Below are 14,601 nucleotides of genomic sequence, written 5' to 3'. Positions count from 1 at the left end.
AGGTATGGAATGGTTAGAGCTGACAGGTCTTGGCGGAATCGTTGCTATCCTAACAGTTATACGTTTGAAGTATGGACGTTACTCCACCCATCATCGGTATTTAAGGGAAGAAGTTATGTCTGAGAAGTGGGCAAGAGAAAAGAATAGAGATTATAACGGTTGATAAGACGTTCCAGTCAGGGGCGTCTTATTTTTTTAATTAGAATTCCATAAGGACAGACACGTAGGGGTAGGCATTCACATAAACATAAGATATAGTAAAAGCCCATCTTTGGGAGGTGAGTATGTGTCATTACTGGCAGCACTTGCTTACGTATGTAAGGAAGTTCTTTTCTTTGTCTCGTTTGTGAAGAACAATGCTTTTCCTCAGCCTCTCTCAAGAAAGGACGAAAGAAAGTATTTAGAACTGATGGCAAAAGGTGATGAAGATGCACGAAATCGTCTGATCGAGCATAACCTCCGTCTTGTCGCTCATATTGTGAAGAAGTTTGAAAATACAGGTGAAGACCCTGAAGATCTCATTTCGATAGGGACAATCGGATTAATTAAAGCAATTGAAAGCTACTCTACTGACAAGGGTACTAAGCTAGCAACCTATGCTGCAAGATGCATTGAGAACGAAATCCAAATGTCAAAAGTGTAGATACATAATGACTAGGACAAAACCCCTAATTCATAGAGATAGTCAAAGGGGTGGAGGAGTCTATGGATGTTCGAATCATTGAAGGGGAACTTTCGAAAAAAGCTCGTTCAAGTGCTTATCATTATTTGAAAGAACTTTATCGGAAGGAGAAACTGAATGGCAATGATTGGGATCTACACTCGTGTATCGACAGAGGAACAAGCAAGAAGCGGTTACAGTCTAAAAGAGCAACTACGTGCATGTCGCGAGAAAGCGGGGACGAATGATGTCATTGAATATGTCGATGAGGGTTTGTCTGGTGAGTTCCTGGATCGTCCTGCCTTAACAAAACTCAGAAAAGACGTTCGCGAAGATGTAATTGATGTCGTTATTTGTTTAGACCCTGACAGACTCTCTCGTAAACTGATGAATCAGCTTATTCTTTCTGAAGAAATTGAGAAGAAAGCACAACTCATATTTGTGAATGGTGAGTACAAACGGACACCAGAAGGGATGCTTTTTTATCAAATGCGTGGAGCAATCGCGGAATTTGAAAAAGCAAAAATTACAGAACGCATGAGTCGTGGTCGAAGAGAAAAAGCACGACAAGGTAAGGTATTAAGGGATTTTCAAGTTTACGGGTATAGTTACGATAAAGAACAAGAACAATTTAAGATCAATGAATACGAAGCAAAAGTGGTCAAACTCATCTTTGAACTATTTACCAATACAAATGATTTAGTTAAAGGGATTAACGGAATTGCGAAATACTTAACCAATCAAGGAATTCCAACGAAAAGAAACGCAAAACAATGGCATAGACAGGTCGTAAGACAAATTTTAATGAACCGTATTTACATTGGTGAGTTTTATCAAAATCGCTGGAATACAGAAGGCATGCTTGGTAACAAATACAAACAGGCAGATGAACGTGTCAAAATGAAACAGCGGCCGAAACAAGAATGGATTCAAGTTCCTTGCCCAGCATTTATCGATAAAGAACAATTTGAACATGCTCAAATTTTATTGAAACAATCCCGAAGAAGGTGGAGTGGGATTAATAAAAATGAGTACCTGTTAAGTGGTCTTGTTAGGTGTTCAACATGTGGGAATACCATGACAGGAAGAAAACAGAAGAATTGGGGGACGTATGTTTTTGAATATTCCGATGTTAAAAATACTGCTGGTGCAAAACATAAAGGTTGCGGTTTTCGAATGAAATGTGAAGAGCTTGATGAAGTAGTATGGAATACCATTAAGGAATGGCTAAATAAGCCAGAGGAAATGGCTCAAATATCTGAAGGTGAGGATGATTCCTTATCCTATGAAAAAGCAGAATTAGAAAGAATTAATTACGAACTAAATCGAATAAAAAACGGAAGACAAAGATTGCTTAACTTTCTGATGGAGGAAGAAGCAATAGACGAACAAGATATTAGAGAAAAGTTAAAAGAACTAAAAGAAAAAGAACTTGGATTGATCAAAAATAAAGTTAAATTAGAGGAGCTGTTAGCTGGTTATGAAGGGAATGGAATAAAAGAAATTTTCATTCAAAAAGCATCAGCACATTACCTATCATTAGAAAATCAAGAATTAGAGTTTGGGGTAAAAAAAGATTTAATAAGAAGTGTTGTGAAAGAAATCAGAGTATCAAGTGATAAGAAGGTTGACATATATACATTTTAATTCTAATGGTATCAATAATCGGAAAACGTTTCAGTGTTTTCCCGATTATAAAGTTTATCTTAAGAAGTATTTAAAGCGTGTGATTAAAACAAGCATGAAGTGATATTTGATCTCTCGTGATGTCTTTTTCTAGCTTAGGTAATAGACATAATATGATTATCATAAAGTTACCTTAAGAAAATGATTATAGGGGATGACTTTATGAATGAGTATAATGTTCATCAAGCATTGAACATTTTAAGAAAGTATTACATTACGGATAGCATTCAAATGGTCACACGTTGGATACGGCAGGGTAAGATCCGTGGGGATCGATCAGAAAACAGACGAGATGGATACCTTATTGATCATGATGATTTGTTTGATTTTATCGAAGACGAACGTCCTGGATTTCGAGCCATTATGGATGTGTATGAAGAGTACCAAGAAAAAGTGGTTCCTTGGGAAGTTGTGAATAAAAACTCTAATCTGATCGTAAAAAAGAAACAGGACATGAAGCAAGGATACACTGAACAAAAAGAAGATAAAGATTCTGTATCTAGTGTTGATGGAAAAAATGAAAAAAGGTTTGAAGAGATGGTTTACCATTTAAAAAATCAAGTAGAAGAGAAAGAAAAAGAAACTCAACATTTGCAAGAAGAGTTATTAAATGCACTGAAAGAAGCATCTAAATGGAGAGAAGAATATATGGAAATGAATAACTTGTGTGAAATGTACGAAAAGGAATCACAATCATTAATAGGGAAATTGGAAACCAGGCCTAACTTGGAAAGTTATAGAAGCGACAATGATTCAAAACAACAACCTAAATCATATGGAGAAACGAGAAAAAGCCTTGTAAATATAATTAAAAAAATGTCAATTGAGCAAGAAAAGGAAGAGGAATTAATTAACAGCACACTAAAAGAACTTTTTGACGAAAATCATGAATGGAAAGAAGGTATTTATTTAGAAAATGGCACATACGAATGCCCAATTGAAATGAAGGGATATAAATATGTAGGAAAGGTCTTGACGAATGTTGCTACATCGATTTATGAATCAATAAGTGAATGTAACTAATTAGCTATGGACTTTTGTATTGTATGGAATCGTACTGCTATTAAATATGGAGCTAAGACTATGCAACAAAAGACGGGTTCCATTATCTGCGGTAAATCACAATTTGCGAAAGATAGTAGGGTTATTTGTTTTAAAAATAAGCCGTACCTTAATCCTTAACGGATAAAGTTGCGGCTTTTATTCATTCTGGATTTATTCAGAAAAAACTCTCTTTAATTGATGGAATTATTTCCTATAAAATCTTTTAGTACTAAGCATTAATCATTAATCATTATATTAAAAATTTCTTCATTTTCATATGCATTTCCTATTATCTCAATCGAATTCATTTCTATTTCACAAAATAAATTATGCACCATTGTGAAATTTGGAAATTTAGGGTTGTCAATAACCCAATAAGCACTATCACCATCATATTTACAGATTCCCTTAAATTCTATGAACCCGTCTTCATTATGATCTTTAGGGTATTTTCTTTTATATTCTTCTTGATTTAACGCATTTTTAACAATATCATCCTCGTATATCTCATTCCCATTAAAGTCTGTCGACCCTGAAAATTGCATTAGTTTACAGTTGGGATCATTAGAAGAACAGTACGTTTTACCTTTGAACTCTAGTTCCCAACCAATTCCTTCAAAAATCAGGCGGAAACCGCTGCTTTTCGTTACATAAATAATATTCTTTCCATCCCATACACGAAATTTAATTTGAATAGGTTTCACATCCGCTTTGGGTGAAAATAATATTTTTATCAATTCTTCATTTTCGTATACATTTCCGACAACTTCAACAATATCTATGTACTCTTCAAGGTAAAATCCACCTTCTTCACTGCCATCACTTACAACCAATCCATCATCCATATATTTAACGACTCCCGAAGGCTCAACTTCATGGTCTATCTTATCAAGTTCTTTTTTATCGAATATTTCTTTTACAAAGTCACCTTCATAAATCTCATTACCCCTAATATCTTTATATCCAGTAAACTGCTGTTTTTCAACTTCTTCTACTTTCTTCTTCAACGAAGGATTATTTATCTCTTGTGATCTAAAATACAGAAATAGCTCTTCATTTTTGTTCCACACACGAAATTTAGTTTCTTCCATCTCTTTCTCCTCCTCCATAAATAATTTAATCTAAGCAACCTTTATGTAATTCTGGAAAAAACACTGATATTCCTTCTCAAACTAACACAATCTAATGCGTTGCAGTCGTATTGACATATTCATGTCTACTAACAAAACGTTCAATACAACCCTTTAGTCGTATTTGAAACTAATATCGATAATTTCTAGTTTTTTGTCCTTTTCATAGTATATTCTCACAAAGCATTTAAATAAAGCACATACATACTTGATCCCGTTGAGAATGGCTTTATCTAACGCACTTTTACAATACGACCCTGACCGAGAGCACTCTTGAATGCTTCCCGTCTACGTTGCCTTGAAATTGATAGGTTATCTTGGTGTGTAGGAAGTCAAAGAATCAGTGAATAATTTATTGAGAAGATATTAGTCTATGGCATTCAACTTACTAATCCCCTTGATTATCTCTTTCAAAGTCATTCAGTACCACTGCTTCTATCCCTTGACTTCTATTACGAAACAATCGTTGGTTCTGTTTAAATATTTAAATATCAATAGAGCTATTTAACATAGTAGATACTTAAAACTGAAAAAGAAAATTGTACCATTAACCCTTAATAATGTAAGATTAAGTTAAATAAAACTATGGGGGTGAATATCATGAGCACCTGTGCAAAAGAAACAGTAGAACATATTCATGCCCTAAATGAAAACAGAGATGCATTTCCCTCGATTAACGGATATTTTTATCAATTCGAGTTAACATTACTGCATATTCTTGATGATGGGTCTATGGATGATGCATTTAAAGATGTTCAGTGCCAATCTAGCTATTTGATTGAACGAATCGAGGATTATGTTAAATACTTTGATAAAGACGAAAAGAGTTTTATTAGGGTCGCTCAAATTAAGCATCATTCAAACAAAGCAGGTCCATCAACATATTATGATGCTGTTCTTTTTCTTTATTTGAATTATCTGAATTTCATAGATCGAAATCTCTCTGAAACAGAATATGTGGCAAGAATTTTTCATTATGATCAATCCCAGGATAAAGGAAATATTAAGCCTATATTAGATTCAGCATACGATAAATATGAGGAAAAAAAAGAAAAACAAAAAAAAGATGACGAAGAAAAAGAAAGGAAGACTGGTAAAAAGATTCACCGTAAAGATGACATTTTGGATAAAATCATTAATCTCGGGTTGGACAGTGAAGTGAATAGAGAAGCTTTCGCAACAATTGCAAAATTCATTAAAACGCAGAGGCATGAGGATGTCACTGAACATCTAAAGAGTAAATTAAAAGAACGATATCAAGACCTTTCAACACCTCACAATGATGAATTCTTGTATGCTGCATCAGTGAGTAAGTTAATTAACGAGGGGAGAAATGGAAATGAAATTTCCTTAAGAGATTTGGATGCTTATTTTAAAGGGGAAGTAAAACTATTAGAAAACTTCTATACTTTAAAAATAATTGACTATATTAAGGGAATAATTGATTCAAATATTATTGATGTCGAACTGAGTCCAAGGGGTATAGGAGTTCATGAGTCTTATAAAATGATATATGAGGATATTGTTCGTTTTATTGAAGAAAAATTTAAAATCAACGAGTACCGAAAATCATTTTTATTATCGACTAATCCTAGAGAAATCAGATTATTTGAAGCAAATACAATAGATGAGTATATTGCTTTCACTGAAGGGAATATTGCTATTTCCCAATTTTTTTCTAAGCTTGCTAAAATCATCTTTTTCTATTTGGAATCCTCTGGAGAGACGTTTGATTTAAACGAATGGTTTAAGATTAATGATCAAGGTTGGTTATTTCAATATCCAGGAGAGCAAAGGGGAGTAGGAGTTATAACTGGTGATTTTTCATCAGACGTGTTCTCTTCATTGCGTCATATACTGCCGCGGTTAAGGCAAGAAAAATTGAAACCTGATGTTTGGTATGTTAAACATGATGATGACTTTTTCAATGCTTCTCAAAGTATGAAGTATGAACATGATTATTCTGATGTTCCATTAGAAGGAGAGGAAGAACTTCCTCGTTATTTTTGTGATTCTTCCGAAGATCATTTTCATATGCAGTGCCTAAGATGTTTATCGCTACATCACTATTCCAATTATTCTAAAACCCACGAAATTTTTATCCAGGGTTGTAGAGAGGGTTGAGAAAATTTTGAAAATAGAAAGAGTAAGTAAATTTCTAATAGACCATAACTATTTTGAAAAAGAATTTATTAGAACATTGTCAAGTAGTAATCACAAGGGAGAGAAAGAAGAAGTGAGTAGAAATATTCTCCCTTTTTCTAAGGTTTTTATCGACAGTGATGAAAAGGAAATTTATATCATCGAAGAAAAGACCAGCCCTTTTACAGAAGATGAAGTTAATAAAATGGAGAATGATATTCTTGCTTTTATTCATTTTTTATCAAACAAGGACTCGATAAAATATAACATTAACTTATTGCTTCTTTGCCCACTTAATGCGAGAGATAAGACGGAAGAAATAAATAAATTATTAAGTTTTGAAAGAAGTAAATACACGTGTAGAAAAATAATACTAAATACCGCTCTTGAAAATTTTGAACATGAACTTGGAATTCTCCCTTCTTTTCCGATAAATATAAACCACAATCCTTCTGAAGAAAAAGTAGAGGAACTCGAAAATAGGATAAAGGATGTTGTTGACCAGCGTATTTATCAAAAATTAGTGAATGAAAACGAAGAAATAGATTTAGAAGAACTGCGTAACTATTTAGTTATTGAGGATGATGATCATATTGAATAGTAATTTTTTAATAAAAGATGTAGAAATTAATAACTTTAGAGGTTACTCAAGAAAAAAGTTTGAATTTTTCAAGAACAAGGAAGATTACCAAGGTTTGATATTGTTGGGTGGTCCAAATGGTTATGGTAAAACATCTTTATTAGACGCAATTGAGTGGTGCTTTACTGGGTCCGTTAATAGGTTGAAAAAAGATTTTGATACAAGAAAAGATCGTCGTAGCAACAAATTGTTAAAGTCATTAATCAGGAATAATCCCAGTGATGAAGAAGTATGGGTGAAAATAACTGCATTTTTTAATAATGAAAAATTAGAAATAAAACGGGTATTTAACAATTCAGATGAGAGTAAAGCATTTGAGCCACAAAACAGTTTTTTTACAGTTGATAATCATTTATTAGAACAAAATAATACAATCGACTCCATAATAGGTAAAGCTATTTCAACTGATTTTTACGACCGTTTTACCTGTTCTTATGAGAAAAATATAACAATTTATGAAAAAAACAGGACAAATATCTATGCAATGTTTTCTTCCTTTTTAGGTGGCACAAATGATATTCAAGTTGCTATTGGTAAGTTAGATGGTGATAGAGGTATTATTAAAAAATTAGAAAATCAACTTGATTCAGACCTTATACCGAATAAAAATAGATTAAATGATAATCATAAAAGTCTGGAAAGCAAATTAACTGCCTTGCTTACCGAAAAAGGAACAAACGGTGATATAGCTGATCTAATACGCGAGTATCCAAAATATAAGGCTTATGAAGATGAAATCATACCAACTATTCAAGAGGATGAAGTTGGTGGTGGTCTTGAAAAAGAATTAAATCAGCTAAAAGAACAAAATAGTGTACTAAAGAACTTAAAATTCTTAAAAGAATATAGTATAGCTTATGACGAGTCTAAAACCTATAAAGCTGATTTGGAAAAGGAAATAAAATACCAGCGCTTTATGGAGCAAGTATATCAACCCTATATTCTTAAAGAAGAAGATATACAGAGTGTTCAGGGGAAGAATTTAGAAGCTATAAAAATTGAAAAAGAACGCCTGAATTCAATCAAGTCCAAATTAATGAAACTGAGGGAACCATCTAAAGGCGGGGCCTCAAAATTACTTGAGCTTAGTGAAGGATTGATTGACCTTAACCATAAACTTTTCTTACGCTTTAGTAAGGTCGATTCGCTGTTTGTGTATCGAGAGTCTTTAAAAAATCAATTAGAAGAATTCGAAACTCCAGATAAGGCACTAAAAGCTTTACGATTATTAATTGATAATACTGAAGGATTCGAAAAACATCGAGAAAAAAATTTCAATGCATGTCCTTTATGTGGTAGTGAAGAAAACTTCCCGAATAAAGAATTGGAACTTACAAAAGTAGCAAGGGACGTTTTGGGTGAAGTTGACAAAAGAAGAGCTGACCTTCAGAAAAAATTTGAGGATTGTAATGCAGATTTAGAAGAGATGTATAAGACTTTTTATGATTACATTTTTGGTAAGGTTGAAGAGAAATTGCTTGAATTAATAAAAGTGATCAATAATTTCTCTGGCCTGCAATCATTCATATCAAGCTGTGCTTTTTTTTCAATTGATATTAATAGTCTTGATAAACCTTTTCTAGAAGAAAAGAAAGAAGATCTTAAGAATCAGTTAAAAGAAAATTTAGTTCTTACAATGCTTGAAACAAACATTTTGGAGAAATTAGTGACTGAAAAGGGTGTCCTTTTAGGAATCACGAATCATCATAATATGAGACAGGAATTAAGTATACAAGAGTTTATAGCATTTAATGTGGACAATAAAATTATCAGTATTACTCAATTTATAGATCATTATCAGGATGCACTAGAGAATACTACAACTGATTATGTTTTAGCTGACATGAATCTTGAGTTCTTAGATGGTAAAATTACTACCTTGGTTAGACTTATCAAGGCTTATGAGAGTGATAATGAAATTCAAAGTGTTTCTATTGAATTGAATGAACAAAAAGAATTACTTAACAACAGCGAAAAACTATGCGAGAGACGTAAAAAGGAATTAGACGAATTCAAAAGAATATCAAGGGATTTAAAAGGTTTACGAGTTCAGTGGGATAAGGACAGGGTTGAGGAAATAAAGGAACCTCTTCAAAAAATTTACAGGAGAATTAATAGACACACAAACATTAAGGATATTGATTTATTAGTTGAAGGTAGAACGAACTCAATTGCTGGGCTATGGGCGAAAACGGATGAAGAGGAAGAGATATTTGCGCCTAATATATTAAGTGCAGGACAATTATCGGTTGTTGCGATTGCTATTTTTATTTCTGTTGCGTTAGGTCAAAAAGAGAGTCCATTTAAATGTTACTTTATGGATGATCCTATTCAAACGATGGATGACCTTAATATCCTATCCTTTATTGATTTGCTACGTGCAGAGTTAGCACCTAAAAATCAAATGGAAAACCAATTTGTAGACCAATTATTCTTCACCACTTGTGACGAAAAGTTAGAAAGACTTATCTCTCATAAAATGAAAAATTTTGGTGTGAATTTTTCTCATGTTCATTTCACGGGTTATGGTAATTTTGAAATGAAGGGTTAAAATAATCAAACTATTGTTATGATCCCCATCAAGTAGACGGTAAAATAGAGAGCATTTGAATCGATGTTCTGAAGTCTATATTAGTGGGGGTTTTCTTATTTCTAAAGGTTACAAGGGATATGCTAGCGAGTTAATAAAAGAGCTTGTTGTACACAAATGGAATTTTGTGGTCCACACCTTTTATAAAGTCTTGGAAAAAGTGTGACACTCAAGAGGAATTAGAATTTAAAAATTTCAGCCACTGCTTAATCAACGATAAGTAAAATCTCTGATTCTTTTTTTATTATTGTCTACTGGATGGGCAAAGAGTAATATTCAATTTCAATGTCCCTTAAATATAGTGCTGCTAAGCAAATAACTTCTGGCAGGGTAGAACTTTCTGTTTTAAATAGAGGAGTACTGTCTTTATTTGCGGTAACGATGGTACATTCATACTTATTTCTAGACAATATGACTTTAAATTCGATATTATCGCCTTTTAACATTCTTTCAGATAAATCAATAGCATCTGATAACCTTGTACAATAACGCCAAAGGCCCAAATCATAATGTTTACGGTACCAATTCACACCTTCGTTTGTATCAAAGCATTTAAACTTTAGTACATCCCGAGCTATTACTAAATTTTTTTCCTCGTTAGACATTTGACTCCAACTATACGTCATAAAAATCCGCTCCTTTGGTATAGTATTAAATGTTTAAATTAAGAAATAAAAGAAGATGTGAATGAGAATGTTTTATACAACTATATGTAAGTGATATATAAATAGGAGTTATAATTCAGAATTCCATCAAATTTACTTCGGCCCCATAACGTTCCAGAAACATGCCTTGTAACGTTAGGAAGGCGCTGCTAAAACCTCTTAGCTTTCGCTGTCTGAAGCGCTGATTGGAGTCCCTTGACTGGAGGTAGACGATTTTCTCGGCAGCCTTTTCTCCTGGCAAACTATTCATCGTTTTGGTGCGCTTCTTGATCTATTTAATCGTCCGTTCGATGATATTCGTTGTGTAAATCATCGGTCGAATAGAAGAAGGATAGTTTAGAAACGTTAAGAGAACACTTAGATCCTGTTCCCAGGATTTCACGACCTTCAGGTATTTCTTATGCCAGCTTTCTTTGAATTCTTCAAACCTTCCTCTACCTTCCTCATGGGTATTCGCTTGATAAATGGGTTTGAGATCCTCTGCGAAAGATGATTGATCTTTCTTTCGCACAGAGTTTAAAGCATTGCGTACTTTATGGACGACACAGCGCTGCACCTCGGCTTTTGGATAGACAGACTTCATGGCTTCTTCCAAACCAGGAAGCCCTTCAAAAACACCAAAAATCACTTCTTCCACACCTCGGTCATACAGTTCTAAGAGAATTTCTTTCCAGCCCAACGCGCTTTCTTGACCGTTAACATAAAAGCCCAGAATTTCTCTGTGACCGTTTTCGGTCACACCAACGACAAGGTAGACGACTTCATTCGCGACATCTTTTCGACGCAGCTTCAGATAAGTGCCTTCCAGGTATATGACGGAGTATTGTTTTTGAAGAGGGCGTCGCTACCACGTTTCAATATCTTCATCCACGACATCTGTGATATGACTGATATTTGACGTCGAGTAGTAGTGGCACAAAATGCGCTCAAGAAAATGGCCGCTTTCTCGTGGACTAATGCCTTTCTGATACATCGTAATGATTATTTCGACAAGCCATTGTTCACGACGCTGGTAAGGAGAAAATACTTCTGTTTGAAAGGCATTGTAACTGTCACGTGGCACCTGAAGGTCTTCTAAACGAACGTATTTTGTATCGAGCTGACGGGCATAAGTACCATGGAAACTAATTGATTTTCTAGTGAATGTTGTCCTATACCAGTAGACATAGGTAGGGTATCTTCTCTCGAGTTGATTTAGTCGTCGACTTTGAGGATACCCTACCTTTTTTCATGTCTCAAATGTTGTAGACAAACTATCGTATTCTTCACAAGGCTGCTCATAAATGGAGTGGATGTAGATATTAGATTTTATTTAATGATGAAACATCATTCCTATACAAAATATTTGCAGACATGAAAAAGCCTGTCCCTACTGTGGACAGACTTCATTCTTTCCTAGTTAATAATTCCACTATAATGGAATTATTTTTTATTTATTCCATTATAGTGGAATAAATATTTTCTTGTGTGTTAATACTAATTTTTATTAGAGGATGAATCAGGTTCATCAAGAGAAAGTTCATATCTCTTTTTGATTACAGCCATTGAATTGAACCAGGTCAGCCATCTTTTTGATCCACCTCTGCCATCATATTGATCCACTTGAGACAAAGCTGATCCAGCCTCCTATATAATAAAGAAGCACCTTAACGGTGCTATTTTTATTATGTAGGAGGTTTTTCATGGTTAAATATCGAGAAATTCTAAGGCTTCATGCGCAGGGAGTCACACAAAGGGGGATCGCTTCTAGTTGTGGTCATTCAAGGAATACAGTGAGAGATGTTATTAAAAAGGCTGAGGAAATAGGTGTGGTGTGGCCACTGGAGAAGGATGTGACAGATTTAGATTTACTATCCATTCTCTTTCCGGAAAAACAACTTCCTTCTGATCATCGCCGCAAGCCAGATGGAGAATACATCCATAAGGAACTAGCGAAATCAGGTGTTACCCTATCACTATTATGGGATGAATACTCTCTCCCGTGCAGGGCTAATAACGAAATTCCATACAGTTACCGCCAGTTCTGCCGGTTCTACAACGATTACGCTAGGAAAACGAAAGCCACTATGCGTATTAAAAGGAAACCTGGAGAACAGATGGAAGTCGACTGGGCTGGCCAAACGATGTGTCTTACAGATCATTTAACAGGAGAAGAAATCCCTGTCTATCTCTTTGTTTCCGCACTTCCGTGTAGTCAATATGCTTATGTCGAAGCTTTTTTATCCATGAACAGTGAAAGCTGGATTACAGCCCATATTCATTCATTTCAATTCTTTGGAGGAGTAACAAGAATTGTCGTTCCAGATAATCTAAAAACAGGTATTGTGAAAGCGTCTCGTACTGAGCCCATCATTAATCCCAGTTATCAAGAAATGGCCGAGCATTATCAGACCACCATTATCCCAGCTCGAGTTCGTCATCCGAAAGACAAGCCTAGTGTAGAAGGTATTGTGGGTCATATATCAACCTGGATTATTGCTTCTCTCCGCCATGAGAAGTTTTTTACTCTCGCAGAAATAAACAAGGCGATTAAAGGTAAATTAGAAGAGATAAATACGAAGCCTTTTCAGAAAAAAAGTGGAAATAGGCAGCAAGCATTTTTAGAAGAAGAGAAGTTCGCTCTCATGCCCCTGCCTACTTCACCGTATGAGATGGCGAGCTGGGCAAAGACGGTTGTCCAACCCGACTATCACATAAAAGCTGATGCCAAGTTTTATTCTGTTCCTTATGATTATATCAAATGTACGGTGGACGTTCGTATAACAAGAACGATTATTGAAGTGTTCTATAAAAATGCCCGCATTGCTTCTCACAAAAGAGTGATTGGTAAAGGTGATGCCTATCAAACGATACCAGATCATATGCCTAGAAAGCATCAGCAATATTTAGAGTTTGATAGAGAGTATGTCTGTAAATGGGGCGAGTCCGTAGGACCTTTCACATCATTAACGATTGAGAAAATTTTCGAATCTTATCCCTCCGAAAAGCAAGGTTTAAAGGCAACCTTCGGTTTAATCAAGTTGGCCGATAAATATTCAATTGAACGTGTTGAACTGGCTTGTGAAAGAATCCTTTCTTACACACCTCGACCTAAACTGAAGAGCATACAGACGATATTAAAAACCGGACAAGATAAATTACCTAGCGAGAAAACGTTGAGGAAATCTATTAAACAAGAAAATGAGAACGCTTACGGTTTCACACGTGGTGCGAACTATTATGGAGGCAAGGATTATGACAACCGATAATACTTTAACGAAGTTGAATGAAATGCGAATGTCTGCGATGGCAGATACTTTTAGAGATCAATTAAGGAACCCTGAATACCAAGAGTTATCATTCGAGGATCGCTTCGGTTTATTAGTAGATATTGAATGGTCACGCAGACAAAATAGTAAACTCGAGCGTTTGATAAAAGCAGCTGAACTACGGGATACTCAAGCATGTATTGAAGATATTACGTATTTTTCTGACCGAAGGTTAGATAAGGCACAAATCTTGCGCTTGGCGACCGGAAACTATATTGAAGAACATCATAATATCATATTAATGGGGGCTTCTGGGAACGGAAAAACTTACTTAGGATGCGCATTTGGAAACGCAGCATGTCGTCAGTTTTATAAGGTGAAATACATTCGACTGCCAGACTTACTAGACGAATTAGCCATCGCCAGAGGCGAAGGAGTTTATAGAAAGGTCATGGCAAAATATAAAAAAGTAAATCTACTTATATTAGACGAATGGCTTCTAACTCCGTTAAACGAAACAGAAGCGAGAGATCTTTTGGAAATTGTGGAAGCACGTCACCAACAAGGGTCTACTATTTTCTGTTCTCAATTTGATCCGCGAGGCTGGCATGAAAAGATAGGTGAAAGTACACTAGCTGATGCCATCCTAGATCGAATTGTTCACGATTCATATAGTATTGTCATTGACGGTGAAAAATCTATGAGAGAACGTTACGGTCTACAAAAATAGTATTATAGCCACTATCATTTATGATAGTGGCTCACTTATGGCACGAGTGGATCAATTTCTTGTCT

General features: G+C 34.9%; 11 protein-coding genes and 2 pseudogenes. 9 read left to right on the top strand and 4 right to left on the bottom strand.

Going from position 1 to position 14,601, the window contains the following annotated elements:
• Positions 1-4: 4 nt before the first annotated feature.
• The 4 genes and pseudogenes from AC0VYH_RS15135 (at position 5) to AC0VYH_RS15120 (ending at position 3,370) form a co-directional block, all read left to right on the top strand.
• A complete protein-coding gene (locus AC0VYH_RS15135) occupies positions 5-163 on the top strand; it encodes a hypothetical protein (protein WP_194219468.1) in 159 nt (52 codons plus the stop codon).
• Positions 164-286: 123 nt separating this feature from the next.
• Positions 287-631 (top strand): annotated as a pseudogene (locus AC0VYH_RS15130) (sigma-70 family RNA polymerase sigma factor); the annotation flags it as partial.
• A gap of 174 nt (positions 632-805) precedes the next feature.
• Positions 806-2,308 carry a recombinase family protein gene (locus AC0VYH_RS15125; protein WP_475373796.1) on the top strand — a complete coding sequence of 501 codons (1,503 nt, stop codon included), beginning with the start codon at positions 806-808 and terminating at the stop codon, positions 2,306-2,308.
• 201 nt (positions 2,309-2,509) lie between these two features.
• Positions 2,510-3,370: a hypothetical protein gene (locus AC0VYH_RS15120; RefSeq protein WP_475372710.1), complete on the top strand. Its 861-nt coding sequence runs from the start codon at positions 2,510-2,512 to the stop codon at positions 3,368-3,370.
• Between the two features lie 257 nt (positions 3,371-3,627).
• Here AC0VYH_RS15120 and AC0VYH_RS15115 read toward each other — a convergent pair whose 3' ends face one another.
• Positions 3,628-4,482, bottom strand: coding sequence for a YopX family protein (locus tag AC0VYH_RS15115; RefSeq protein ID WP_475372709.1), 855 nt, complete (start codon positions 4,480-4,482; stop codon positions 3,628-3,630).
• Positions 4,483-5,121: 639 nt separating this feature from the next.
• Between AC0VYH_RS15115 and AC0VYH_RS15110 the strand changes: the two genes are divergently transcribed.
• From AC0VYH_RS15110 to AC0VYH_RS15100, 3 genes are read left to right on the top strand one after another with little or no spacing between them, the layout of a single operon-like run.
• Positions 5,122-6,645 carry a hypothetical protein gene (locus AC0VYH_RS15110; RefSeq protein WP_475372708.1) on the top strand — a complete coding sequence of 508 codons (1,524 nt, stop codon included), beginning with the start codon at positions 5,122-5,124 and terminating at the stop codon, positions 6,643-6,645.
• A 7-nt stretch (positions 6,646-6,652) separates the two neighbouring features.
• Complete coding sequence (locus tag AC0VYH_RS15105; RefSeq protein ID WP_475372707.1) at positions 6,653-7,264, top strand: hypothetical protein; 612 nt, start codon at positions 6,653-6,655, stop codon at positions 7,262-7,264.
• Positions 7,257-9,854, top strand: coding sequence for an AAA family ATPase (locus AC0VYH_RS15100; protein WP_475372706.1), 2,598 nt, complete (start codon positions 7,257-7,259; stop codon positions 9,852-9,854). Before AC0VYH_RS15105 ends, AC0VYH_RS15100 begins: the two co-directional genes overlap by 8 nt.
• Positions 9,855-10,144: 290 nt before the next feature.
• Here the strand turns inward: AC0VYH_RS15100 and AC0VYH_RS15095 are convergent, their stop codons facing one another.
• From AC0VYH_RS15095 to AC0VYH_RS15085, 3 genes and pseudogenes are all read right to left on the bottom strand, one after another.
• Positions 10,145-10,519 carry a BC1872 family protein gene (locus AC0VYH_RS15095; protein WP_475372705.1) on the bottom strand — a complete coding sequence of 125 codons (375 nt, stop codon included), beginning with the start codon at positions 10,517-10,519 and terminating at the stop codon, positions 10,145-10,147.
• 115 nt (positions 10,520-10,634) lie between these two features.
• Positions 10,635-11,678: pseudogene (locus tag AC0VYH_RS15090) on the bottom strand (IS256 family transposase); the annotation flags it as partial.
• A 356-nt stretch (positions 11,679-12,034) separates the two neighbouring features.
• Complete coding sequence (locus tag AC0VYH_RS15085; RefSeq protein ID WP_475372704.1) at positions 12,035-12,169, bottom strand: hypothetical protein; 135 nt, start codon at positions 12,167-12,169, stop codon at positions 12,035-12,037.
• 71 nt (positions 12,170-12,240) lie between these two features.
• Here AC0VYH_RS15085 and istA point away from each other — a divergent pair, with 71 nt between their 5' ends.
• On the top strand, positions 12,241-13,806 hold the full coding sequence (gene istA / locus AC0VYH_RS15080) for an IS21 family transposase (protein ID WP_475372703.1): 1,566 nt from the start codon (positions 12,241-12,243) through the stop codon (positions 13,804-13,806).
• Positions 13,793-14,536, top strand: a complete 744-nt coding sequence (gene istB, locus AC0VYH_RS15075) for an IS21-like element helper ATPase IstB (RefSeq protein ID WP_475372702.1) — start codon at positions 13,793-13,795, stop codon at positions 14,534-14,536. Before istA ends, istB begins: the two co-directional genes overlap by 14 nt.
• Positions 14,537-14,601: the final 65 nt, after the last annotated feature.

The organism is Anaerobacillus sp. QJM3NY_32 (assembly GCF_056173645.1).
Note: the sequence above shows the minus strand (reverse complement) of the source record. Positions and strands in the feature narration are given on the sequence as shown.